Origin of the sequence: Aeromonas sp. s11 (genome assembly GCF_040907945.1) — a bacterium.
Lineage (GTDB): Bacteria > Pseudomonadota > Gammaproteobacteria > Enterobacterales > Aeromonadaceae > Aeromonas > Aeromonas veronii.
The window spans coordinates 125,825-149,163 of record NZ_JBFOCU010000058.1; the positions used below are offsets into that span (position 1 = coordinate 125,825).

18 protein-coding genes, 1 tRNA gene and 1 rRNA gene are annotated in these 23,339 nt (G+C 61.0%); 4 read left to right on the forward strand and 16 right to left on the reverse strand.

Features of this window, described 5'->3' with window-relative positions; translation table 11 throughout:
- Positions 1-12: 12 nt before the first annotated feature.
- The 5 genes from AB5Y84_RS17240 to rph form a co-directional block, all read right to left on the reverse strand.
- Complete coding sequence (locus AB5Y84_RS17240; protein ID WP_005339596.1) at positions 13-1,167, reverse strand: GGDEF domain-containing protein; 1,155 nt, start codon at positions 1,165-1,167, stop codon at positions 13-15.
- A gap of 127 nt (positions 1,168-1,294) precedes the next feature.
- Positions 1,295-1,684 carry a Cu(I)-responsive transcriptional regulator gene (gene cueR / locus AB5Y84_RS17245; RefSeq protein WP_005356117.1) on the reverse strand — a complete coding sequence of 130 codons (390 nt, stop codon included), beginning with the start codon at positions 1,682-1,684 and terminating at the stop codon, positions 1,295-1,297.
- Positions 1,685-4,114, reverse strand: a complete 2,430-nt coding sequence (locus AB5Y84_RS17250) for a heavy metal translocating P-type ATPase (RefSeq protein ID WP_368177442.1) — start codon at positions 4,112-4,114, stop codon at positions 1,685-1,687. It lies immediately after the preceding gene.
- A 178-nt stretch (positions 4,115-4,292) separates the two neighbouring features.
- Positions 4,293-4,946: an orotate phosphoribosyltransferase gene (pyrE, locus tag AB5Y84_RS17255; RefSeq protein WP_010676102.1), complete on the reverse strand. Its 654-nt coding sequence runs from the start codon at positions 4,944-4,946 to the stop codon at positions 4,293-4,295.
- 75 nt (positions 4,947-5,021) lie between these two features.
- Positions 5,022-5,738: a ribonuclease PH gene (rph, locus tag AB5Y84_RS17260; protein ID WP_005339589.1), complete on the reverse strand. Its 717-nt coding sequence runs from the start codon at positions 5,736-5,738 to the stop codon at positions 5,022-5,024.
- A gap of 147 nt (positions 5,739-5,885) precedes the next feature.
- On the opposite strand from rph, the gene AB5Y84_RS17265 reads away from it, so the two are divergent.
- Positions 5,886-6,749, forward strand: coding sequence for a YicC/YloC family endoribonuclease (locus AB5Y84_RS17265; RefSeq protein WP_042031958.1), 864 nt, complete (start codon positions 5,886-5,888; stop codon positions 6,747-6,749).
- 120 nt (positions 6,750-6,869) lie between these two features.
- Here the strand turns inward: AB5Y84_RS17265 and AB5Y84_RS17270 are convergent, their stop codons facing one another.
- On the reverse strand, positions 6,870-7,775 hold the full coding sequence (locus tag AB5Y84_RS17270; protein WP_368177443.1) for a LysR substrate-binding domain-containing protein: 906 nt from the start codon (positions 7,773-7,775) through the stop codon (positions 6,870-6,872).
- A gap of 120 nt (positions 7,776-7,895) precedes the next feature.
- On the opposite strand from AB5Y84_RS17270, the gene AB5Y84_RS17275 reads away from it, so the two are divergent.
- Positions 7,896-9,023, forward strand: a complete 1,128-nt coding sequence (locus AB5Y84_RS17275; protein ID WP_216949839.1) for an S-(hydroxymethyl)glutathione dehydrogenase/class III alcohol dehydrogenase — start codon at positions 7,896-7,898, stop codon at positions 9,021-9,023.
- Positions 9,024-9,071: 48 nt separating this feature from the next.
- Positions 9,072-9,908: an S-formylglutathione hydrolase gene (gene fghA, locus AB5Y84_RS17280; protein ID WP_368177444.1), complete on the forward strand. Its 837-nt coding sequence runs from the start codon at positions 9,072-9,074 to the stop codon at positions 9,906-9,908.
- Between the two features lie 50 nt (positions 9,909-9,958).
- Here fghA and AB5Y84_RS17285 read toward each other — a convergent pair whose 3' ends face one another.
- Positions 9,959-10,681 (reverse strand): head GIN domain-containing protein, encoded by a 723-nt coding sequence (locus tag AB5Y84_RS17285; protein WP_368177445.1) that lies wholly within the window; start codon positions 10,679-10,681, stop codon positions 9,959-9,961.
- A 394-nt stretch (positions 10,682-11,075) separates the two neighbouring features.
- Between AB5Y84_RS17285 and ovoA the strand changes: the two genes are divergently transcribed.
- The gene (gene ovoA / locus AB5Y84_RS17290; RefSeq protein WP_368177446.1) at positions 11,076-13,226 is read left to right on the forward strand and encodes a 5-histidylcysteine sulfoxide synthase; all 2,151 of its coding nucleotides are present in this window, start codon (positions 11,076-11,078) and stop codon (positions 13,224-13,226) included.
- 79 nt (positions 13,227-13,305) lie between these two features.
- Here ovoA and AB5Y84_RS17295 read toward each other — a convergent pair whose 3' ends face one another.
- From AB5Y84_RS17295 to AB5Y84_RS17335, 9 genes are all read right to left on the reverse strand, one after another.
- Positions 13,306-14,256, reverse strand: a complete 951-nt coding sequence (locus AB5Y84_RS17295) for a bile acid:sodium symporter family protein (protein WP_058056266.1) — start codon at positions 14,254-14,256, stop codon at positions 13,306-13,308.
- A 293-nt stretch (positions 14,257-14,549) separates the two neighbouring features.
- Positions 14,550-15,995 carry an amino acid permease gene (locus AB5Y84_RS17300; protein WP_368177447.1) on the reverse strand — a complete coding sequence of 482 codons (1,446 nt, stop codon included), beginning with the start codon at positions 15,993-15,995 and terminating at the stop codon, positions 14,550-14,552.
- 166 nt (positions 15,996-16,161) lie between these two features.
- Positions 16,162-16,500: a tRNA-binding protein gene (locus tag AB5Y84_RS17305; protein WP_368177448.1), complete on the reverse strand. Its 339-nt coding sequence runs from the start codon at positions 16,498-16,500 to the stop codon at positions 16,162-16,164.
- Positions 16,501-16,576: 76 nt separating this feature from the next.
- Positions 16,577-18,022, reverse strand: a complete 1,446-nt coding sequence (locus AB5Y84_RS17310) for an amino acid permease (protein ID WP_368177449.1) — start codon at positions 18,020-18,022, stop codon at positions 16,577-16,579.
- A gap of 103 nt (positions 18,023-18,125) precedes the next feature.
- Positions 18,126-18,581, reverse strand: coding sequence for a beta-galactosidase subunit beta (locus AB5Y84_RS17315; RefSeq protein WP_368177450.1), 456 nt, complete (start codon positions 18,579-18,581; stop codon positions 18,126-18,128).
- On the reverse strand, positions 18,578-21,652 hold the full coding sequence (gene ebgA, locus AB5Y84_RS17320) for a beta-galactosidase subunit alpha (protein ID WP_368177451.1): 3,075 nt from the start codon (positions 21,650-21,652) through the stop codon (positions 18,578-18,580). The genes AB5Y84_RS17315 and ebgA overlap by 4 nt, the downstream gene beginning before the upstream one ends.
- 321 nt (positions 21,653-21,973) lie before the next feature.
- Entirely contained in the window at positions 21,974-22,939 is a 966-nt protein-coding gene (gene ebgR, locus AB5Y84_RS17325; protein ID WP_368177452.1) for a transcriptional regulator EbgR, read from the reverse strand.
- A gap of 165 nt (positions 22,940-23,104) precedes the next feature.
- Positions 23,105-23,219, reverse strand: a 5S ribosomal RNA gene (gene rrf / locus AB5Y84_RS17330).
- Between the two features lie 27 nt (positions 23,220-23,246).
- Positions 23,247-23,322 (reverse strand) — tRNA-Thr (locus tag AB5Y84_RS17335).
- Between the last annotated feature and the right edge of the window lie 17 nt (positions 23,323-23,339).

Genomic DNA, 23,339 nt, shown 5'->3' on the forward strand with positions numbered 1-23,339 from the left:
GTCACGTTAAATTCAGGCAACCTTACCCATCAAGGCTACTTCGATTCGATCCCGCCCATTATGCTTGGCCTGATAGAGTGCCGCATCCGCTTTTTGGATCAAATCGGCGATTTTCATGCTGTTGTCCGGTATCAGTGTCGCAACACCAAAACTACATGTGACCCGACCGGAGACCAGCGATTTCTGGTGCGGGATGGCCAGCTCCTTGAGCGCCTGCCGCACATTGTCCGCCACCTGCAGTGCCCCCTGCATGCCGGTGCAGGGCAGCAGCAAGGCGAACTCTTCGCCCCCGTAACGGGCCGCCAGATCGTCCTCGCGCCGCTCCACCTCGGCCAGCAGCCCCGCCACCTGTTGCAAGCAGTCATCCCCCAGCTGATGGCCGTAAAGATCGTTGAACTGCTTGAAGTAATCCACATCCACCAGCACCAGCGACAACGGCGCCCGGGCGCGATGGCAGCGCCGCCAGGCCCGCTCCAGAGAGTCGTCGAGATGGGCGCGGTTGGCGATGCCGGTCAGGCCGTCGAGGCGGGAGGTGAGACGCAAATGCTCGGAGACCGCCTTCAGTTCGGCAACCAGTTCGGCGTTCGAGAAGCGGTGGTGGAGCGAGGCGATCTGATCCCGCCGCATCCGGCGCAACAGGGTCGGCAGAAAGACAAAAAGATAGCCCGCCAGCATGCAGGAGACGATCCGCTCCTGCTCGTTGCCATTACCCAGCTCGAACAGCATCGCCATGCCCAGCGGCAGGGCGGAACCATAGAGGGTACGGCGGCTGCCAAACAGCATGATGGCGCTGCCGGTAAGAATGAGGCTGGAGAGCATCATCATGGCTGCCCGATAGGTATCGGGCAGCTTGTCCATGTAGAGCAGCACCCCGAGGGCCCAGATGATGGAGGTGATGGTGGCTCCGATAAAGAGCTCCCGCTCCAGCACCGGCAACGGCGTCTGGTGCAGGCGGGCTCGACGCCAGCGCAGGTGCCAGCCCCGACCCAGCAGCCACAGGAAAGTGCCTGCCAGCCAACCGAGCGCTTCGATGGCGGGTAGATAGTCGTGAAACAGCAGACTCCAGCCAAATGCCAACACGCCCAAACAGGGGAGACTGAACGATGCATGGGTATAGAGCTGGGCCATAATGGCCTGCTTAACCTGGCGTGTCACACTCTGGGTCAACTGAGTACTCCTGTACAAGAGCCGAGCAGTCTACCATTACCCCCTGACCCGCAACAATAAAGCGCCGCTTATTAAGAAGTTAATCAATCAATAACGATTTCTTCTGCGCTGGCAGGTGAGTCCTTGCTCACCCCTTCTCCAATTCGTCGAGGATCGGGCACTCGGGATTTTCATCCCCGTGGCAGCAGCAAACCAACCCTTCCAGGGAGGTAAGCATGGCCTGCAAGCCGGCGATGCGAGCCCGCAGATCGACGATCTTCTCCTGCGCCAGCTTCTTCACCTGGGCGCTGGTTCTGTGTTCGTCACGGTAGAGCGCCAGCAGCTCCTGACACTCCTCCAGATTGAAGCCGGTCTCCCGCGCCCGTTTGACGAAACGCAGCTCACGCAGCGCCCCCTCGGTGTAACTGCGATAGCCGTTGTCACTGCGTACCGGGGCTGTGATGAGGCCAATGCTCTCGTAATAACGGATGGTCTTGGCAGTCAGCCCTGTGGCCTTGGCAACCTTGCTGATGTTCATTTATGCCTCCTTACTGATCGGGTTGGATGCTGGCCCGTGCGCCGCCCTGGGCTGCCAGCGTTTCAATAACAGGGAATTGCTCAAAACGGTAATGCTGCTCAGGGCCATGGCCGCCCCCGCCAGCTCGGGGCTCAGGTAGCCCAGTGCCGCCAGCGGAATACCGATGATGTTGAACACGAAGGCCCAGAACAGATTCTGCTGTATGGTGCGCCAGGTCGCCGCCGAGATATCGATGGCATCGGCCACCAACCGCGGGTCAGATCGCATCAGGGTGATGGAGGCGGTCTCCATCGCCACATCGGAGCCGGAGCCCATGGCGATACCGACGTCCGCCGCCGCCAGTGCCGGGGCATCGTTCACCCCGTCCCCCACCATGGCCACCAGCCCGCGGGTTTGCGCCCGCAGCGCCTCCACTTTCTCCACCTTGCCCGCTGGCAGCACGGAGTCAAAGGCCCCGTCCAGCCCCAGCTTGGCTGCAATATGGGCCACCGGCGCCGGTGCATCACCACTCACCAGCCAGCTGGCGATGCCGCGCTGGCGCAGGGTGGCGATGGCTTCCGGACTCTCGGGGCGCAGGGTATCGGCCAGCGCCCCGATGCCGGCCACCACGCCGTCGATGGCCACCCAAACCCGGGTCGCCCCATCGGCGACTTGTTCATCCTGTTGCGGCGGTTCAATGCCGAGCTGGGCTAGCAGGGAACCATTACCGATAGCGACCCTGTGACCCTCCACCTGACCCACTATACCGGCACCGACCCGCACCTCTACCTCATCGGGCTGAGGCAGTATCGCCTCCTTGCCGACTGCCTCGCGCATGGCCAGCGCCAGCGGGTGTTCACTCGCCTGCTGCAGGGCGGCGGCGAGGCGCAGTTGCTCGTCATTGCCACTCCAGCTAGCCAGTACAGGCTTGCCTTGGGTCAAAGTGCCTGTCTTGTCGAAGATAAGCGCCTTGATGGCGTGGGCCTTCTGCAGGGTATCCACATCCTTGATCAGGATGCCGTGGCGCGCCGCCACCCCGGTACCGGTGACGATGGCCGCCGGTGTAGCCAGCCCCAGCGCGCAGGGACAGGCGATCACCAGCACCGCCACCGCTGCCAGCAGCGCCTGAGCAAAGTCGTTGCTGATGGCGTACCACACCAGCAGGGTGAACAGGGCTATGGCCATCACCACCGGTACGAACACGGCAGAGACCTTGTCCACCAGCTGTTGCAGCGGTGCCTTGCCCATCTGGGCACTCTCCACCAGTGCGATGATCTTGCTGAGGCTGGAATCCTCCCCCACCGTAGTGGCTTCAATTTCCAGCACGCCAGAGCGGTTGATAGCGCCATCCAGCACCTTGTCGCCCACACTGCGCGGTACCGGCAGGCTCTCGCCGGTGAGGATCGACTCATCCAGTTCGCTGGTGCCGCTCACGATTTTGCCATCCACCGGCACCCGTTCTCCCACCAGCACCCGCAGCCGATCGCCACGCAGCACCTCGTCGATGGCGACGCTTTGCCAGCTCTCACCACGCCAGACGGTGGCGGTTTCCGGCCGCAGCGCCATCAGTTCACGAATGGCGGACTGGGTGCTGCGGCGGGCTCTCGCCTCCAGCAGTTTTCCCAACGAAATCAGGGTAATGATGATGGCGCTCGCCTCGAAATAGAGCTTGCCGCTGGCAGCCATCCCCAGCGTCAACAACAGATAGAGGCTGTAGAAGTAGGCGGCGCTGGTGCCGGTTGCTACCAGCACATCCATATTGGCTGCGCGGTTCTTGATGGCGAGCCAGGCACCGCGATAGAAGCGGGCGCCGATCCAGAACTGCACCGGGGTGGCGAGCACCAGCTCCAGCCAAGCGGGTAGATGCCAGGGGAACAGTCCGGCCATGGCCAGCATCCCCACCAGCAGCGGCAACGTCAGCAAAGCCGAGACGATGACCCGGGTTTGAGCCTGACGGGCTGTGGCGGCCTCCTGTGCTTCCCGCTCCAGCAACTGCTGGCGGCGGCCGCTGGCCGAGCCTTGTGCCAGCTGGGCACCAAAGCCGAGCGCTTCGATCTGCTCGCGCAAAGCGGCGGGCGTCTGCATCCCGGGGACCAGCACGATGCGGGCCTGTTCGATAGAGAAATTGACCTCGGCCGAGATAACGCCGGGCAGCGCGGCCAGCATCTTGTTCAACCGAGCCGAACAACCGGCACAAGTCATGCCGGTAATTTGGAACAAAAAGGTCTCACTGCCGTAGTCGTAACCCTGACTCTTGATGCTGTCGAGCACCGCAGGCAGGCGATCGGAGCTGGCCAGCTCGATGGCCGCCTGCTCCAGCGCGAAGTTGACGGTGGCCGATACCCCGTCGAGTTTGTTGAGGCTGGTCGCGATGCGGCCTGCGCAGTTGGCGCAGCTCATGCCGCTGAGCGGCAACTGCAGATGAATGGGTGATTGAAGATGAGTGGTCATGTTGTTCCTCCCCGGAACCCGTCGGCACAACAAAACGCCGACTGGCAAACCCTAACCTTTACTGTAAGGGCAAGCTCAAGCCACATGATCCACTTTTTGCAGATGAAAAAACGGCGCCCGTTTGCTGCCAGAGAACAAACGGGCGCCGCATTCAGCTATTGCGCGGTGTGAGCTGAACTCAGATACCGTACTGAGCGCGGTAAGCCTTCATGGCCGCCAGTTGCGCTGCCAGCTCCGGCTGTTCGGCCTGCTTCTCTTCCAGATACTGGATCAAGTCGCTCATCTGGATGATGGCGATGATGTGGGCGCCGTAGTCACGCTCCACTTCCTGAATGGCGGAGAGCTCGCCCTTGCCCTTCTCCTGACGATCCAGCGCGATCAGCACGCCCGCCAGCGAGGCGCCGTTGGCCTGGATCAAATCCATGGATTCGCGGATGGCAGTACCGGCGGTGATAACATCGTCCACCAGCATGATGCGTCCCTTAAGCGGGCTGCCCACCAGATTGCCGCCCTCGCCGTGATCCTTGGCCTCCTTGCGGTTGAAGCACCAGGGCACGTCCACATCGTGCTGCTCCACCAGCTGCACCGCGGTAGCGGAGGCGATGGGGATCCCCTTGTAGGCCGGGCCAAACAGCACATCGAACTCGATACCGGCATCCATCAGAGCGGCGGCATAGAAGCGGCCGAGACGGGCCAGATCGCGGCCGCTGTTGAACAGACCGGCGTTGAAGAAGTAGGGGCTTTTACGACCGGATTTCAGGGTAAATTCACCGAATTTGAGGACCTGTTTCTCCAGGGCGAACTCGATAAATTGACGCTGGTAGGCTTTCATTCTGGCTCCTTGCTTGGCTTGTCGTTGTCTTGTGTGGGGGTATAAAAAAACGCGGTCAATGCCGCGTTTTTAAAATCAGGAGAGCGACTGCTTCTGCAGCGCAATGATGTCGGCGATGCCGCCCTTGGCGAGCGCCAGCATCTCCAGCAACTCTTCATGGGTGAAGGGCTCGGCCTCCGCGGTGCCCTGCACCTCGATGATGCGACCATCTTCGGTCATCACCACGTTCATGTCGGTCTCGGCGGCGGAGTCTTCGATGTACTCCAGATCGCAGATGGCTTCGCCCTGATACATGCCGACGGAGACGGCGGCGATCATCTGCTTGAGCGGGCTCTGCTTGATCATGCCCTTCTCGACCATCCAGTTCAGCGCATCCACCAGCGCCACGCAGGCACCGGTAATGGAAGCGGTGCGGGTGCCGCCATCGGCTTGCAGCACGTCACAGTCAACTGTGATGGAGTGCTCGCCCAGCGCAGTCAGGTCTACCGCAGCGCGCAGGGAGCGGGCGATCAGACGGGAGATCTCCAGAGTACGGCCACTCTGCTTGCCGGAGGCCGCTTCGCGGTTCATCCGGGAGTGGGTGGAGCGCGGCAGCATGCCGTATTCGGCAGTCACCCAGCCCTGATTCTTCCCTTTCAGGAAGCGCGGCACGCTGGTGTCGACGCTGGCGGTGCAGAGCACGCGAGTGTTACCGAACTCCACCAGCACTGAGCCTTCTGCATGTTTGGTGAAATTGCGGGTAATGGTAACCGGGCGAAGTTGCGCGGCACTGCGATCGCTTGGACGTGACATGGAACGGACCTCTGGGCTGGCTCAAATTGGCGGGGGATTATAAGTGATCCCGCCCCAAATATCAGCCGCTAAAACCACGGCATCGGCTGACGAGCAGGGCCGGGCTGAGTATACTGGCCGCACACTTCATCAAGCCCGGAACAATCAATGATTCACAGCATGACCGCCTACGCCCGCAAGGAACTCAAGGGCGACTGGGGCACAGCCGTTTGGGAAATTCGTTCGGTCAACCAGCGTTATCTGGAGACCTACATTCGCCTGCCGGAGCAACTGCGCAGCCTGGAGCCGGTTCTGCGTGAGCGTTTCCGCGCCAAACTGCAGCGCGGCAAGGTGGAGTGCAACCTGCGCTTCGAGGCCGCTCAGGCCGCAGCCAGCCAGCTACATATCAATGAAGAGCTGGCCAAGCTGATTATCGACAGCGCCAGCTGGGTAATGAAAGAGGCGGGTCAGGGCCAACTCAATCCGGTCGACGTACTGCGCTGGCCGGGCGTCATGGCTGCCGCCGAGCAGGACATGGACGCGGTCGCCACCGAGCTGCTCGGCGGTTTTGACCAGACCATGGAAGATTTCCTCGCCTCCCGCGCCAGCGAAGGGGCCAACCTCAAGGCGCTGATCGAACAGCGTCTGGCCGGTATTCAGGTGGAAGTGAAGAAGGTGCGCGTCCACCTGCCGCAGATCATCGAGTGGCAGCGCCAGAAGCTCACCGACCGTCTGGCCGAAGCCAAGGTGGAGCTGGACCCGGCTCGCATCGAGCAGGAGATCGTGCTGCTGGCCCAGAAGATCGACGTAGCCGAAGAGCTGGATCGTCTGGAGATGCACATCAGCGAAACCAACAAGATCATGAAGAAGGGTGGCGCCTGCGGTCGTCGTCTCGACTTTATGATGCAGGAGTTCAACCGCGAGTCGAACACGCTTGGCTCCAAGTCGATCAACGCCGAAGTGACTCAGTCCGCCGTCGAGCTGAAGGTTCTCATCGAGCAGATGCGCGAGCAAATTCAGAACATCGAGTGATGGGTCGCTGACTCTCCGGTTGTTGCCTGCAAAAGAGCCCTTGATTCCTCAAGGGCTCTTTTATTTTCCAGCCATCGCGCCTGTCGCCAGCCGCCGGTGAGTCAACGGCTGGGGAACACCCTAGCCTATCGGCATCACCAGTGCCGGTTGGTGCGGGTCGCTCAGCCGATCGGCCAGATAGTCCACCAGCAGCCGCACCTTGGGGGAGAGGTGGCGGTTATGGGGATAGAGGGCCCAAATCCCCTCGGCCGGGGCCCGCAGTTCGGGCAGCAGCTCGATCAGCTCCCCTCGCGCCAGATGGTCGCTCACGTAGTAGTCCGGCAGCTGGATGATGCCGATCCCCTTGAGCGCCGCATCCAGCAGGGCATGGCCACTGTTGCACTCCAACAAGCCGCGCACCCGCACGCTGTGGGGGCGGCCATCCAGGGTGAAGTGCCACTCGTCGCTGTTGCCCACCAGACAGGTGTGGCGGGTCAGCTCGGAGAGGCTGTTGGGCATGCCGTGGCGGGCGGTGTAAGCCGGTGAGGCGCAGACATAGGGCACCCGCTGCGCCAGCTTGCGCGCCACCAGCGTCGAATCCTTGAGGTGGCCGAGCCGCAGCGCCAGATCGTAGCCTTCGTGCACCAGATCCAGCAGCTGGTTGGTGAGGTTGAGGGTCACCTCCAGCTGGGGGAAACGCACCATGAAGTCGTTCACCAGCGGGGCGATGCGGCTCTCGCCGTAGGAGACGGGGGCCGTGATGCGCAGGGTGCCTTGCGGCACCGCCTGATGGCGCCCCACCGCCAGCTCTGCCTCGTAGAGGTTGTCCAGCAGCTGACGGCAGTGGCGATAGTAGATCTCGCCAAGCTCGGTGAGCCGCACCTGACGGGTGGTGCGCAGCAGCAGCTTGGCCTGCAGCCGATCTTCCAGCTGTGCCACCTGACGGCTGACCTGCGCCACCGACACCCCCAGCTTGCGCGCCGCCGGGGTAAAGCCCCCCTGCTCTGCCACGCTGACAAATTCACAGATCCCTTCCCAGCCGAACATTATTACCTGTGTGTAAAAGTGATTTGAGATTTGTCCTCATTATCACAAAATCGGCGGGAAACTACACTGAATGCCCGAACTCATCTCTGTTCACCCTGCTCAACAAGAAGGATGTCATTCATGGCACAGGTTCAAAGCATCAAGTGTAAAGCCGCCATCGCCTGGGGCCCGGGTCAGCCCCTCTCCATCGAAGAAGTCGAGGTCATGCCACCGCAAGCGGGCGAAGTGCGGGTGCGCATCGTCGCGACCGGTGTCTGCCACACCGATGCCTTCACCCTCTCCGGTGAAGATCCGGAAGGGGTCTTCCCCTGCATTCTCGGCCATGAGGGGGGCGGCATTGTCGAGTCCATCGGCGAAGGGGTCACCAGCGTCAAGGTGGGCGATCACGTGATCCCGCTCTACACCCCCGAGTGCGGCGAGTGCAAGTTCTGCAAATCCGGCAAGACCAACCTCTGCCAGAAGATCCGCGCCACCCAGGGCAAGGGGCTGATGCCGGACGGCACCACCCGCTTCTCGAAAGATGGCCAGCCCATCTATCACTACATGGGCACCTCCACCTTCAGCGAATACACGGTGCTGCCGGAGATCTCCATCGCCAAGGTGGACCCGGCCGCCCCGCTGGAAGAGGTCTGTCTGCTCGGCTGCGGCGTCACCACCGGCATCGGCGCCGTGATGAACACCGCCAAGGTGAAAGAGGGTGAGAGCGTCGCCATCTTCGGGCTGGGGGGCATCGGCCTCTCGGCGGTGATCGGGGCTCGTCTGGCCAAGGCCGGTCGCATCATCGCCATCGACATCAACGAGAGCAAGTTCGAACTGGCCCGCAAGCTGGGCGCCACCGACTGCATCAACCCGAACGACTACGACAAACCGATTCAGGAGGTGATCGTCGAGCTGACCGACGGCGGCGTCGACTTCTCCTTCGAGTGCATCGGCAACGTCAAGGTGATGCGTGCGGCGCTGGAGTGCTGCCACAAGGGTTGGGGCGAGTCGGTCATCATCGGCGTGGCCGGAGCGGGTCAGGAGATCAGTACCCGTCCGTTCCAGCTGGTGACCGGTCGGGTCTGGCGCGGCAGCGCCTTCGGCGGGGTACGCGGTCGCAGCGAACTGCCGAGCTATGTGCAGCGCTACATGCAGGGCGAGTTCCGCCTCGATGACTTCATCACCCACACCATGCCGCTTGAGCAGATCAACGAGGCATTCGATCTGATGCATGAAGGCAAGAGCATCCGCACCGTCATCCACTACTGAGCATGATCGCCCCGCCCGCCATCGTGGGTGGGGTGCAGGAGTCCTTCGATGAATCTGGAGATTATCAGCAGCAACAAGAGCTTCGGCGGCTGGCACAAGCGCTATCGCCACCACGCCAGCGTGCTCGGCTGCGAGATGAATTTTGCCATCTATCTGCCGCCCCAGGCCCTCACCGGCCAGAAGGTGCCCGTGCTCTACTGGCTCAGCGGCCTCACCTGCACCGATGAGAACTTTATGCAGAAAGCGGGTGCCCAGCGTATCGCCGCCGAGCTCGGCATCGCCCTGGTGGCGCCGGACACCAGCCCCCGCGGCGACGGCGTAGCCGACGATCCCGGTTATGACCTCGGCATGGGCGCGGGCTTTTACGTCAATGCCAGCCAGAACCCCTGGCAGGCGCACTACCAGATGTATGACTACGTCACCCGCGAACTGCCTGACTTGATAGAGACCCACTTCCCGGTCTCGACCCGACGCGCCATCAGTGGCCACTCCATGGGCGGTCACGGGGCGCTGATCGCCGCGTTGCGAGAGCCCGGTCGCTACCGCTCGGTCTCGGCGTTCAGCCCGATCTGCCACCCGAGCCGCTGCCCCTGGGGCCAGAAGGCGCTCGGCGCCTACCTCGGCAGCAATCCCTTGTTGTGGCAGGAGTGGGATGCCTGCCAGCTGCTGCGCCACCAGCCGGTCACGCCGCTGCCCACCCTGGTGGATGTGGGACTGGATGATCCTTTTCTCGCCGAGCAGTTGCATATCGATGCGCTGGCCGAGGTGGCAGCCAGCAAGGAGTGGCCGCTGGAGCTCAACCGCCACGAGGGCTATGACCACAGCTACTACTTCGTGGCGAGCTTTATCGAGGCGCACCTGCGCTTTCACGCCCGCCACCTCTGATCAAAACAGGCCCGTTGCGGGCCTGTTTCAGTTGTGGTGATCGGTTGATATCAGCTGCCCGCGCGGGTCACCCCGCCGGAGCCTGCGATCTGCTGCTCCACCTCGGGGTCACCCCAGTAGGTGATGTTGCCAGTGCCTGCGATGCCGATCTTGAGCGTCTGCTGGGCCCGCACCTCCACATCACCGCTGCCGGCGATATTGACCTCGACCTCGTTGCCACGCATTTCGCTGCCCAGCACATCGCCAGCACCGGCAATGTTCAGCTCGATGCTGGCGGCAGAGCCGCTCCCCAGATCCAGGCTGCCTGCACCAGCGATATTGCCTTTCAATCGCTGTACCTCCAGCTGGCTGGCGACGATACCACCTGTTCCCGCCACTGACAGCTCCAGCGAATCCCCCTTGAAGCCGCTCAGATCGCCGTTGCCGGTACCTGCCAGCGCCATTTCACTGAGCTCTGGCAGGGTGATGGTGATCTCCAGCGGTTCGGTAGGCCGCAGCTGGTAACCCTCCTTTACCTCGATCTCCAGCTTGCTGCCGCGCTCGGTCAGCTCCAGATAGGGCAAGAGATTTGCCTGCCCCTTGATGAGGATGCCGCGCTGCTCCCCTGCCACCAGATGGAGGGTAGCTGGAGTTCCCGCCAGCACCCGGGTCACCCGCTCGCCCAGCGCCTGCTGGCGCTCGACCGGGACACCTTCCCCCTTGATCTCGGTGTCGGCAAAGACGTTGCAACCTCCCATCACCAACGCCACCAAGACGCCAATCATCCACCGCATAACTGTTCTCCTTTTTATTTATTGATAAGCCACCTGACTGGCCCTGTTCGAAGCCACAAAAATAGAGGCCGTATGAAACCACAGTTAGCAATGGCCATGCCAGACCATAACTATATGATTTTCAATAAAAATAAAATCAACAGTAAGATGTGATACGCACAAAAAGATCCATTTAGACCACTATTTGGCGAATTTGACCACCCCCTAACAGGCAGGTGGAGAGCTGGCTGGCGGGTCGTCCTGCCGGTCACTATGCTGACAGCCCGTGGAAGTTTTTAATTGCCCTGCCGGTCTGTTGAGCCAATAGTGGTACTTCGTGCGTACCAAGCTCTCCATTGCGGTAATGTCATTACCACTGTCTTGTCAGTCTTCACTGCCAACAAGGAGCCAGAGCGTGACCCAAGCAAGCCCTCTCTATGCCACCGCCACCGGTCTGCCGGAACCGACTCGCACCCCACTGCTGACCGGCAGCGATCCCGAGCAGAAACGGCGCGAGCTGCTCAGCTACTTCTGCCAGACCTTCGATCTCTACGATTCGCTGTTCGACTGTCTGGCCGATGAGCGCGCCTGGTTCAACAAGGCGATCCCGCTGCGCCACCCGCTCATCTTCTACTACGGCCACACCGCCGCCTTCTTTATCAACAAGCTGCTGGCGGCGCGCCTGATCGATCAGCGGCTGGATGCCCGCATCGAGGCCATGGTCGCCATCGGGGTGGACGAGATGAGCTGGGACGATCTGGACGAGACCCACTACGACTGGCCCAAGGTCAGCGAGCTGCGCAGCTATCGAGCCAAAGTTCGTACGCTGGTGTGCGATTTCATTCGCCAGATGCCGCTCACCCTGCCCATAGACTGGCAAAGCCCGGCCTGGGTGATCCTGATGGGGATAGAGCACGAGCGCATCCACCTCGAGACCTCCAGCGTGCTGATCCACCAGCTGCCACTCGCCTGGGTGCGACCGCAGCCTTATTGGCCCGCCTGTACCGAAGCCCGCCGCCGCATTGATCAGGTGCCCGCCAACAGCCTGCTGCCGGTGGCCGGCGGCAAGGTGCGGCTTGGCAAGCGGGACGCTACCTACGGCTGGGACAACGAATATGGCGAGCGCCATATCGAGCTGGCCCCGTTTCAGGCCAGCCGCATGCTGGTGAGCAATGCCGAATACCTCGTCTTCGTCCAGGCGGGCGGCTACGGCCAGCAACAGTGGTGGGATGAGGAAGGCTGGGGTTGGTGTCAGTATGCCAAGGCGCAGATGCCCACCTTCTGGGTGGGTGATTCCACCAAGCCCGAACAACTGCAGCTGCGGCTGATGACCGAGCAGGTCGCCATGCCATGGGACTGGCCAGTCGAGGTAAACCAGCTGGAGGCGGCCGCATTCTGTCGCTGGAAGGCGGCCCGGACCGGGCTCCCCATCCAGCTGCCGAGCGAAGCAGAGTGGCAGTTGCTGCGCGAGCAGCTACCCGGCGATCAGCCAGACTGGACACAGGCCCCCGGCAATATCAATCTGGCCCGTTTTGCCTCCTCCTGCCCGGTGGATGCCTGCCCGCAAGGGGAGTTCTTCGATCTGGTGGGCAATGTCTGGCAGTGGACCAGCACCGCCATCGACGGTTTCGACGGCTTTAAAATCCACCCGCTCTACGACGACTTCTCCACCCCCACTTTTGATGGCAAGCACACCCTGATCAAGGGCGGCAGCTGGATCAGCACAGGTAACGAAGCGCTCAAATCATCCCGTTACGCCTTTCGGCGTCACTTCTTCCAGCATGCGGGTTTCCGCTATCTGGTCTCCCGTTATCAGGAACCCGTTATCGTGAATCCCTATGAAACCGACACGCTGGTCGCTCAGTACCTCGACTTCCAGTACGGCCCGAGCCACTTCGGGGTAGCCAACTACGCCAAGACGCTTGCTGATCTTGCTGGCGAGCGCTGCAGCAACCACCAGCGGGCACTGGATATCGGCTGTGCCACCGGCCGCGCCAGCTTCGAACTGGCTCGCCACTTCCAGCATGTGGACGGGGTCGACTACTCGGCCCGCTTCATCGATGTGGCGCTGGCCCTCGCCAGCCAGGACAGCTTCCGCTACGCCATTCCGCTGGAGGGTGAACTGGTGGAGTATTGCGAGGCACGCCTGTCGAGCCACGGGCTGGGGGCGAGTCAGGCTGAGCGCATCCACTTCAGTCAGGGGGATGCCTGCAACCTCAAGCCCAAATATGACCACTACGATCTGGTGCTCGCCTCCAACCTGATCGACCGGCTGCGGGAGCCCGCCCGCTTCCTGCGGGATATCGCTCCCCGGCTGCGCAGCGGTGGCCTGCTGGTGCTCACCAGCCCCTATACCTGGCTGGCGGAATATACTCCGCCCGCCAACTGGCTCGGCGGCATTCGTGAAAACGGCGAGGCGCTCACCACCTATCAGGCGCTGCAACGGCTGCTGGCGGCGGAGTTCGAGGAGCACTGCCCGCCGCGGGATGTGCCTTTCGTCATCCGCGAGACCGCCCGCAAATACCAGCACACGGTGGCGCAGCTGACCGTCTGGCGCAAACGCTAGCACGCCGGTCGACATGCAGATGAAAAGAGGGAGGCCAACGGGCCTCCCTCTTTTCATGGCAGTCAAAATGGCGCGAGTATCAATGCCCCTGCTCATGATAGCGGCGGGCCAGCACGGCGCAGACCATCAGCTGGATCTGGTGGAAGATCATCAGCGGCAACACCATGACACCGACGCTGGCGGCCGGGAACATGACGTTGGCCATCGGCACCCCGTTGGCGAGGCTCTTCTTGGAGCCGCAGAAGACGATGGTGATCTCGTCCGCCTTGTCGAAACCGAGGCGACGGCTGATCCAGACGTTCCAGCAGAGCACCAGCGCCAGCAAGACGCAGCTCAGCAGCACAATACTGGCCAGATCGTACCAGCCGACCTGGTGCCAAATCCCCTGCACCACCGCCTCGCTGAAGGCGACGTAGACCACCAGCAGGATGGAGCTCTGATCCAGCTTGCCGATGAGCGGCCGATGGCTGTCGACCCAGCGGCCAATGAGCGGGCGCGACAGGTGGCCCACCACGAACGGCAGCATCAGCTGCATCATGATGGACTGGATGGAGTGCCAGGTGTCGATCCCCTCCCCTTGCACGTGGATCATCATCCCCACCAGCACCGGCGAGAGGAAGATGCCGAGGATGCTGGAGGCCGAGGCGCTGCACACCGCCGCCGACACATTGCCCCCTGCCATCGAGGTAAAGGCGATGGCCGACTGCACTGTGGCCGGCAGGGCGCAGAGATAGAGGAAGCCGAGGTAGATAGCCGGGCTCAGCCAGCTGGGCACCAGCGGGGTGAGCAGCAGCCCGAGCAGCGGAAACAGCACGAAAGTGCTGAGCATCACCACCAGATGAAGCCGCCAGTGGCCGAGACCTGCCAGCAGGTTCTGGCGCGACAGCTTGGCGCCATGCATGAAGAACAGGAGCGCCACCGCCAGCTTGGTCAGCAGACCGAACCAGACGGCCACCTGCCCCTCGCAGGGAAAGAGGGAGGCCAGGGTGACCACCGCAATCAGCACAACAGTAAAGGGATCCAGACGCACGAAAGGTCTCCATCAGAAGGGCATCCTGCTGCCGTGGCGACAGTCAGGATTGGGGAGGACAAGAAACAGAGCGGGAGATGTCTGGCACCTCCCGCTAAAACGAACCTCCAGCTTACCCCGATAACGGAGAGGCGCAACGTTGTGCAGCGGTTAATTGTTCATCAATGCTTAACGCCTTTGCTTTGTCGAATAGCGGAAGTTGCTGACCCGCGGCCAGATAGCGCCAAACCGGCGCTAAATGGATAAAAAAACGGGCGACCAAGGCCGCCCGTCCCGCTTTTTCGCTCAGCCGATCAGCGCTGGCTGGCCAGCTTGCCGCTGCCGCTTTTCTTCTCATTGCCGGCGAGCTTGCGGGCCTGCCGCTTCTCGAAGCGGGAGATCCACCAGTAGGCCAGTGCCGAGAATACCGCGGTCATAAAGACGTTGATGAAGAAGGCGCGCACCAGATCCACCCCGGCCGGGAAGGCGGAGGCGCTCATGCTCACCACGAAGATGGCGATCAGCACCGAGACCACCGCCATGCCGAAGGTGCGCGACCCCATGCGGAAGTCGCGGGGGGTATCGTCATGTTTCCAGCGGAACACGAAGTAGGCCACCATGATGAAGATCGGCGGCAGCATGGCAGTCCCAGCAGTGAGGTTGATGGCGGTGTTCATCATCTGCTGCACCGACTCGGAGCCGAAGCCGTTGACCACCAGCATCGCGAACACGAAGACAAACTGCCACCAGGCGGCGCGCACCGGCACGCCGTGCTCGTTGAGCTGGGTGGTCTTCTCGCCGTAAACCCCCTGCGGGATCTCGGAGAAGTGGATCTTCACCGGCGCCGAGGTCCACATCATCATGGAGCCGAACATGGCGATAAACAGCACCACGCCGACGAAGCGGCCCACCAGCGCCTCGGAGAGCCCGAAATACTGCGCCATGCCGGTGAAGATCTCCACCATGCCGCCGGCATAGGTGAGGCTCTCGCGCGGCACGAACACGTTCACCAGCAGGGAACCGACCGCATACATGGCGCCGATGACGATACCCGCACTGATGATCACCTTGATGAAGGACTTCTGGCCCCCCTTCACGTCATTGAGGTAGGCCGCCGCTGTCTCGGCACCGCCCGCCGCCTGGAAGATCCAGCACATGATGCCGAGGGTCGCCCAGTTGACGGTGGGAGTCATCGCCTCCAGCGTGATGGGCTGAGCCGGCACATGATCGCCACTCAGGGCCATCAGGGCGCCCAGCACATAGATGGCGAACAGGGCAAACACCCCGTAGGCCACGATCTCGGCAATCTTGCCGAGCCAGCTCGCCCCCTTGGTGGAGATATGGGTCGCCGCCGCAAATAGCACGATGGAGATGATCGAGGTGACCATGGGGGAGAAGCTGTACTCATAGCCCAGCATGGCGTAGGAGGCGTAGGCAATGACGTTGGGCAGCAGGGAGACGAACCAGAACAGGTTCACGAACCAGTAGAGAAACGAGCCCAGATAGGCCATCCGGGTGCCGAGCGGTTTTTTAAGCCAGTCGTACATCCCCGACTCGGAGTTTTTATTGGCCGAGACGAACTCGGCGATGATGAAGACGAACGGGATGAAGTAGACGATGGTCGCCAGCAGGAAAATAGGGGCGGAGCTGAGCCCCAGCTCGATGTTGTTGTTGACGATGTTACGGACGTTGAACACGGCGGCAAAGGTCATCGACAACAGGGCAAACTTGCCTATGGTGCCGCGTACGGATTCAGACATGGTGTCCTCCAGTGGACTCGCGCTCCTTGCGGGTAACGCTGTGACTCTGTGATGTGTTCGGCAAGGGTCTGTCGGCCCCGCACTTTACTCTCTTGTTATGATCGGGCCGCGTGGACGGCCTCGTTGCTGAACCGGTGCCGTCTCCCGCACCGGCTCGCAATATCGTTCAGACGATCGGGGTGCCCGGCGCCATCGGCACCCGCGGCTGCAACAGCACGCTCTGGCTCTCGTCCGGGGTCTCGGCGCAGAGCAACATGCACTCGGAGCGCTCGCCGCGCATCCTGGTGGGCTTGAGGTTGGTCAGTACCACCACCTCGCTACCCATCAGCTCCTCTTCGCTGTAGTAAGGCACCAGACTGGTGACGGTCTGCAGCGGTCGCTCGCCCCCCACATCGATCTGGACGAGGTAGAGTTTGTCGGCACCGGGGTGACGCACCACCTCCAGCACCTTGCCCACCTTCATCTCGACCCGTTTGAATTCGGCAAACTCGATCGTCTCGCTCATGCTCTTTTCCTTTTCTGGTTCAACGGTTTGCGGGTGGCCAACGGCCACCCGATTTGATTGGAATTCAATGCCGTGCCTATGGCGTCTGCATGGCGACCTGTGCCGTCGGCTGAGCCTCTTTGGCACGCGCTTTGGCACTGAGGGAGGCCTCGTATCTGTTGTATTTCCACCAGGCGAAGCCGAGGAAAATCACGATCCCGCCGACGTTGTAGAAGATGATGGTCATGATGTCGGCGCCGGTCGGGAAGGTGGAGGCGAGGAAGCCCACCGAGAAGATGGCGATCAACACCGAGACCACGGCGATGCCGGTAGTGCGCGAACCCATCTTGAACTCCCGCGGCAGGTGGTCGAGCTTCAGACGCAGATTGAGGTAGGCCAGCATGATGAACAGCGGCGGCAGCATGGAGGCGGCAGCGGTCATGTTGATGACGGTGTTCATCAGATCCTGCGCTGTGTTGGAGCCCAGGGTCGGGATCACCATCAGCGGCAGCACGATGAGGTACTGGATCCAGGCTGCACGGGCAGGCACGCCGTTCTCGTTGAGCTCGACCGTCTTCTTGCCGAAGATGCCGGCCGGGATCTCGGAGAAGAAGATCTTCACCGGGGTCGCCGTCCACATCAGCAGGGAGCCGAACATGGCGGTGAAGGAGACCAGCCCCACAAAGCGGTTCATCAGGATCTCCGGCAGGCCGAAGTAGGCTGCCAGCCCTTCAAACACCTGCACCGAGCCGCCGGTATATTTCAGGGTACCGCTCGGTACGAACACGTTGATCAACAGCGATGCGATGGAGTAGAGCGCGCCGATAAAGATCCCGGCGATGATGATCACCTTCACGAAGGATTTGGAGCCCCCTTTCACGTCATTGACGTAGACCGCCACCGACTCGGCGCCACCAGCCGCCATAAAGATCCAGGTAGTGATGCCGAGGAAGGCCCAGCTGAAATCGGGGATCATGGCCTCTACCGTGATGGGGTCGGCTGGCTGTACGCCGCCCACCAGTGCCGCACCTGCCAGCAGGATGTAGGAGAGGGTCAGCAGCAGCATCAGGGACGAGGTCACCGAGGTGATGGGCCCCAGCATCTTGGCGCCGTTGGTGGAGACATAGGTAGCAAAGGCGAACAGCACCATGCTCAACGCCGTGGTCGCCACCGGGGTGAGAATGTACTCGTAGCCGAGAAAGGCATAGGAGGCGTAGGCGATAACCCGTGGCAGCAGCGAGGTGAAGAAGAAGAGGTTCACGAACCAGTAGGTGTAGGCGGAGATAAAGGCCCAGCGCCCGCCGAGGGAGCTCTTCACCCAGGCATACACCCCTGCTTCGGAGTTTTTGTTCAGTGACACGAACTCCGCAATGATCAGGCAAAACGGAATGAAGTAAAAAATGGTGGCCAGAAAGAACATCGGAGCCGAGGCCAGACCGATTTCGATGTTGTTGTTGATGACGTTGTTGAAGCTGAATACCGCCGCGAAGGTGAGCGACAGCAGACCAAACTTGCCTATCGTATTGCGTTTGGAATCAGACATGGTGCATCTCCAGACCTGTAGTTATCTCAGCGAAAGGGCGGGGCATGGGTTGTAGGGTGAGCCCCGCCCTTCCGGCTTTTGTCAGTGCAGAACCGGCGGCTTGTTATTTGTTCTTGAAGTAGCCGCCTTCGACGGTGACCTTGATGATCACCTTGCGCACCGGCGCATCGCCGACGAAACGGTAGGCCTCGTCGTTCTCGAAGATCACCACCTGACCGTTGCCGACTTTCTGGCGCTCACACACCTCGCCGGCCAGCCACTCGCGGTCTGTGGTGTCGTCATAAGCCTGCTCGACCGCCAGCTCGCGCTTGGCTGCCCACTCGACCATCTCTGCCCCTTCCAGGTAGTAGTGAACGTCGAAGTAGCGGCGCTGCCCCTCAAACAGGGAGGTGGCCGGGCTGGCCCCCTCCTGCAAGCGATAGGTGAGGGAGTCACCGATGGAGTGGCAGATGCCGGGCTTGAGGTTCGGCAGGTTGTTGATGGCCTCCACGCAGCGGCCCCACTTCTTGCCCTCCCGGTAGATGTTTTTGAACAGGGTCAGGTTGTCCAGGGTGATCATGCGAGGTTCCTCCCGCCGTTGATGGTGAGATCGAGCCCGGCCAGCGCAGCCGGATTGAGGTTGCCACGGGCGATGGGCAGCAGGGTCAGGCCGAAGCTGAACGGCTCGAAGCGTACCCGCCAGGAGTCCAGCACCTCGGAGCCCCAGGAGTTGGAGCCCAGCCCCAGCACCTTGTGATCCAGATTGAGGGTGAGATAACCGCAGGGCTCCAGCTCGTTGATGTGCTGCGCCGCGTGGATATGCTCCCAGCTGTAGGGCCAGACGCTCAGGTTGATGGGGGCATCGGGCCGCACGTAGAGACCGGCGCCGTGACGGTTGGTCAGGGTCGCCCAGCGCACCTGCTGGCGGTTGCCGTTGTCCTGCGGGAAGGGGTAGTGCTCCCACATCTCGCCCACTGTGCTGCTGAAGCTGTCGATCCAGTTGCTCTGGCGGCTGTCCTGATAGTTTTCGCCCGGCCCCATGCCGTAGTAGTGCACCCGGTCGAGATCCTGACGAATGCCCAGCTCGAAGCCGATCTTGGGGATGATGTCGTCATAACCGCCGTAGGGCTGACCGGACAGCGCAACATGCAGCTGACCGTTCGGGCTCAGGGTGTAGACGTAGCGGCAGCGCATGCCGAAGTCGAACACCGGCGGCGCGATCAGGCTCTCGACCGTCACCTCGACCGCGTCACCCAGCTGACGCCAGCTCAGAGTACGGAAGTGCTCCTGCATGATCTGCAGGTGGTTCGGGTGCCACAGGCTCTCGTACTCCTGCTTGTGGTTGTCGATCATCGGCTTGAAGAAGGTGAGGCGCGGCGTGCGCTCAATCAGCTCGATACCATCCTGCTGCCAGCTCACCAGCTTGCCGTCGAGGCGCGAGAAACGCAGGGCAAAGCCGCTGCCGCTCAAGGTCAGCGCGAGGCGCTCGTCGGCAATCTGCAGTGCAGTAGCGTTGGGATTGGCAAAGGGTCGCAGCTGGCGAGTCGATGCCTTCAGTTGGAACTGGTACTGGCCCAGCTCGTGTTCCGCCGTGCTATAGCGGGTGGCGGTGGCCTTGATGACCCGCAGCTGGACAAAGGTTTCCCGCCCATCGAGGGATGGCAGCTCGAGTTGCAACTCGGTGATGGCACCGGGGGCAATACCTTCCAGCCGGATTTGCTGGCTGGCCAGCAGCTCGCCCTCGGCCTTCACTTCGACCAGCAGGCGGATATCGTCGAGAGTGGAGAACCAGTAGCGGTTTTCCACCGCCAACTTGCCGCTGGCCAGATCCAGCGCGCGCACCTTGACCGGGCAGATCACCTGTTTGTATTCGCGCAGGCCCGGCCCCGGGGTTTGATCCGGATAGATGAGGCCATCCATGCAGAAGTTGTAGTTGTTGGGGTAGTCGCCATAGTCGCCACCGTACTTGTAAACGGGGCGGCCCTGCTCGTCCTGATCCAGAATGCCGTGATCGCACCACTCCCAGATGTAGTGGCCCTGAATGTGGGGATGGCGGTCGAACACCTGCTGGTATTCGCTGAGGCCACCCGGGCCGTTGCCCATGGCGTGGGCGTATTCGCAGAGAATGCGCGGCTTCGCCATCGGGAACTCGCCGAAGCAGTTCATCTGGGAGACGCGCGAATACATGGTGCTCACCACATCCACCACCTCGGCATCGCGATCCTCTTCGTAATGCACCAGTCGGGTCGGGTCGATCGCCTTGCAGCGCTGGTACATAGCTCTGATGTTGCAGCCGTAGCCGGACTCGTTGCCGAGCGACCAGATGATGATGGAGGGGTGGTTCTTCTGGGCGTGCACGTGGCGCTCGATGCGATCCACGAACACCGGCTCCCAGAAGGGGTCGTCGGTGATGCGGCTGAGATCGCCAACGTTGGCAAAACCGTGGGTCTCCACGTCGGTCTCCGCCATCACGAACAGACCGTACTGGTCGCACAGCTCATAGAAGCGAGGATCGTTCGGGTAGTGGGCGGTGCGCACCGAGTTGAGGTTGTGCTGCTTCATCAGCACGATATCGCGTTCAACACGATCCATGCCGACTGCGCGACTCTTGAGGTGGTCGTTGTCGTGACGGTTCACCCCGTGCAGCTTGAGGTAGTGGCCGTTGACGTAGAAGAGGCCATTCTTGACCTTGATTTCACGCACCCCGACCCGCTGCGGGATCACTTCCAGCAGCTCACCCCGACCGTTGTAGAGGGAGAGTTGCAGCTGGTAGAGGTAAGGATCTTCGGCGCTCCACAGATGGGGATTGGCCAGATCCAGCGTGAAGCGGCAATCACACTTGCCGTCGATGGCGAGATGGTCGAGGGAGCCGCTGGCGATCTCGCTGCCCTGATCCAGCAGGGACCAGACCAGACGGTGATCACGGACGGGCGTCCCCAGATTTTCCAGCTGAATGTCGCAGCTCAGGGTGGCACTTTGATTGTCATCGGCCAGCGCGGTGCGGATGAAGAAGTCCTGCACATGGGCGGCCGGTTTGCCCACCAGATAGACGTCGCGGAAGATCCCCGCCATCCACCACATGTCCTGATCTTCGATATAGGTGGAGTCGGCCCACTGCATCACCCGCACTGACAGCAGGTTCTCGCCAACCTTGGCGTAGGCGCTGATATCGAACTCGGCGGTGAGACGGCTGCCCTTGCTGAAGCCGACGTAGTGGCCGTTCACATAGACCTCGAAGTAGGTCTCCACCCCATCAAACTTGATGATCACCTGCTCGCCGTCCCAGGCCGTGCTCAGCGTGAAGCTGCGCTGATAGGCACCGGTGGGGTTGTTGGTCGGCACGAAGGGCACATCGATGGGGAAGGGAAAACCTTCGTCGGTGTACTGCAGCTGGCCATGTCCTTCCATCTGCCACATGTTGGGCACGGTGATCTGGCCCCACTCGCTCATGGGGCTGTGATAGAAGGCCTCCGGCACCTGCAGGGGGTGGTCGAAGTAGTGGAACTGCCACTGGCCGCCAAGGCTCAGAAAACGGCGGCTCAGCTCGCGCTGCATGGTGGCCGCCAGCGCGTGGTCGGCATAAGAGAAGAAGTAGGCACGCGGGGCCAGCCTGTTTTCACCAACGAATTGGACGTTTTCCCAGTTATTCACATGTCCTCCCGGAACAAGGCAACGTTAACTGAGTAAACCTTAGATAAACATTTACTAAATATCAGTTTTGAGTTGGTAAAGTTTTAACCTGATCACAATGAACAGATGGTTTTGTGAGCGAGATCAGAGGCGGGAGATAAAGGAAGGCAAGATATGGAGGAGTGGCATGGATGTTGATAAGAGTTGGCTGATTATCAATAAAATCAATTATAAAACAATATTATATGAAGTTGCTGGATGATATGGGAAAGAGGTTTGCTTGAGAGAGGTGTCGCACCACCGCAAGATGGCGCGACTAAAAAGCAGATTATTTTACTAAAATTAGCGAGTAGTGCCACGCAGGGTCAACTTGCTCGGTACCAACACCCGGAGTGGAATATCACGATCGTCACGCAGCCGTTCAACCAGCAAATTGACCCCCTGGGAGCCCATCAACTCGGAGTGGATCCGCACAGTGGAGAGCGGTGGGAAGGTGAACTTGGCGGTTGGAATATCGTTGACGCTGATAAGCTCGATCTGCTGGGGAATCGCCAGTCCCTTCTCATGAATGGCACGTAACACACCAATCGCGATGGAGTCGGAGGCGACAAACAGCGCCTTGGGCCAATCCCCTGCCAGCATCTCCTTCGCCAACTGGTAGCCGGAGGCGCTGGAGAAGTCCCCACGATAGAGATCGCTCTCCTGCACCACCCCCAGCCGCTGGCCATAATCCCGGAAGGCCAATTCACGCAGATCCGGATTCTCATCCTGGCCACCGATATAACCGATACGCTGGTGTCCCTGAGCGATAAAATAATCCACCACTTGCTGGCTGATCAGGGCGAGATCCACATCGACCGAGTCGAACTCTCCCTGTGAACGGCAGTCGACAAACACCAGCTGGCTGGAACAAGCCCTTAGCTGGGCGAGACGCTCGGTTGTGAGGGTGCCGACTACCAGAATGCCATCCACGGCGCTCAGCTCACGTCCTTCACCGCAGTTGTAGAGATGGGTCAGCTCGATATTGAGGCGGGCACTCTGGGTTTCGATACCATAACGGATGGCGAGATAGTAAGGGTCGTTGATCTCGGTACTCTGGGGATAGGCATAGACCACCAGAAAGTGCAGCTTGCTCTTGTGTACCCCCTTGCGGGCGCTGCTGGTCTTGTACTCCAGCCGCTCGGCAATCTCGAAGATCCGCTGCTTGGTCTCTTCCTTGACGCTCAGGCTGGGATCCTCGTTCAGTACCCGGGATACCGTGGCGAGAGAAACCCCCGCTTCCTGTGCAATTTCCTTCAACGTAGCCATCAATACCTCGCTGGCAGCATCACGTGTTAATCGGCAACGGCTAAAGAGTAACGGGCAATCCCTTGATAGCCCAGCACTTTTACTAAAATCCCGGTGGCATGGCAGATTTTTGGAACACAGAAATGCAAAAAGGCCTCCCGAATGGGAGGCCTCTTCTAAATAGGTGCCTGACAGTGTCCTACTCTCGCATGGCGAATGCCACACTACCATCGGCGCTACCGCGTTTCACTTCTGAGTTCGGCATGGGATCAGGTGGTTCCACGGCGCTATTGCCGTCAGGCAAAAGCTTTTAAAACTAACTTGAAAATGGTGCTGATACCCAGAATCGAACTGGGGACCTCATCCTTACCAAGGATGCGCTCTACCGACTGAGCCATATCAGCACACTAACCGGTAAAGA

Excerpts from the sequence above, each read along its gene's own strand:
- cueR (WP_005356117.1), bottom strand. The coding sequence starts at position 1,684 with ATGAACATCAGCAAGGTTGCCAAGGCCACAGGGCTGACTGCCAAGACC.
- AB5Y84_RS17250 (WP_368177442.1), bottom strand. The coding sequence starts at position 4,114 with ATGACCACTCATCTTCAATCACCCATTCATCTGCAGTTGCCGCTCAGC.
- pyrE (WP_010676102.1), bottom strand. The coding sequence starts at position 4,946 with ATGAAAGCCTACCAGCGTCAATTTATCGAGTTCGCCCTGGAGAAACAG.
- rph (WP_005339589.1), bottom strand. The coding sequence starts at position 5,738 with ATGTCACGTCCAAGCGATCGCAGTGCCGCGCAACTTCGCCCGGTTACC.
- AB5Y84_RS17265 (WP_042031958.1), top strand. The coding sequence starts at position 5,886 with ATGATTCACAGCATGACCGCCTACGCCCGCAAGGAACTCAAGGGCGAC.
- AB5Y84_RS17270 (WP_368177443.1), bottom strand. The coding sequence starts at position 7,775 with ATGTTCGGCTGGGAAGGGATCTGTGAATTTGTCAGCGTGGCAGAGCAG.
- AB5Y84_RS17275 (WP_216949839.1), top strand. The coding sequence starts at position 7,896 with ATGGCACAGGTTCAAAGCATCAAGTGTAAAGCCGCCATCGCCTGGGGC.
- fghA (WP_368177444.1), top strand. The coding sequence starts at position 9,072 with ATGAATCTGGAGATTATCAGCAGCAACAAGAGCTTCGGCGGCTGGCAC.
- AB5Y84_RS17285 (WP_368177445.1), bottom strand. The coding sequence starts at position 10,681 with ATGCGGTGGATGATTGGCGTCTTGGTGGCGTTGGTGATGGGAGGTTGC.
- AB5Y84_RS17300 (WP_368177447.1), bottom strand. The coding sequence starts at position 15,995 with ATGTCTGAATCCGTACGCGGCACCATAGGCAAGTTTGCCCTGTTGTCG.
- AB5Y84_RS17305 (WP_368177448.1), bottom strand. The coding sequence starts at position 16,500 with ATGAGCGAGACGATCGAGTTTGCCGAATTCAAACGGGTCGAGATGAAG.
- AB5Y84_RS17310 (WP_368177449.1), bottom strand. The coding sequence starts at position 18,022 with ATGTCTGATTCCAAACGCAATACGATAGGCAAGTTTGGTCTGCTGTCG.
- AB5Y84_RS17315 (WP_368177450.1), bottom strand. The coding sequence starts at position 18,581 with ATGATCACCCTGGACAACCTGACCCTGTTCAAAAACATCTACCGGGAG.
- ebgR (WP_368177452.1), bottom strand. The coding sequence starts at position 22,939 with ATGGCTACGTTGAAGGAAATTGCACAGGAAGCGGGGGTTTCTCTCGCC.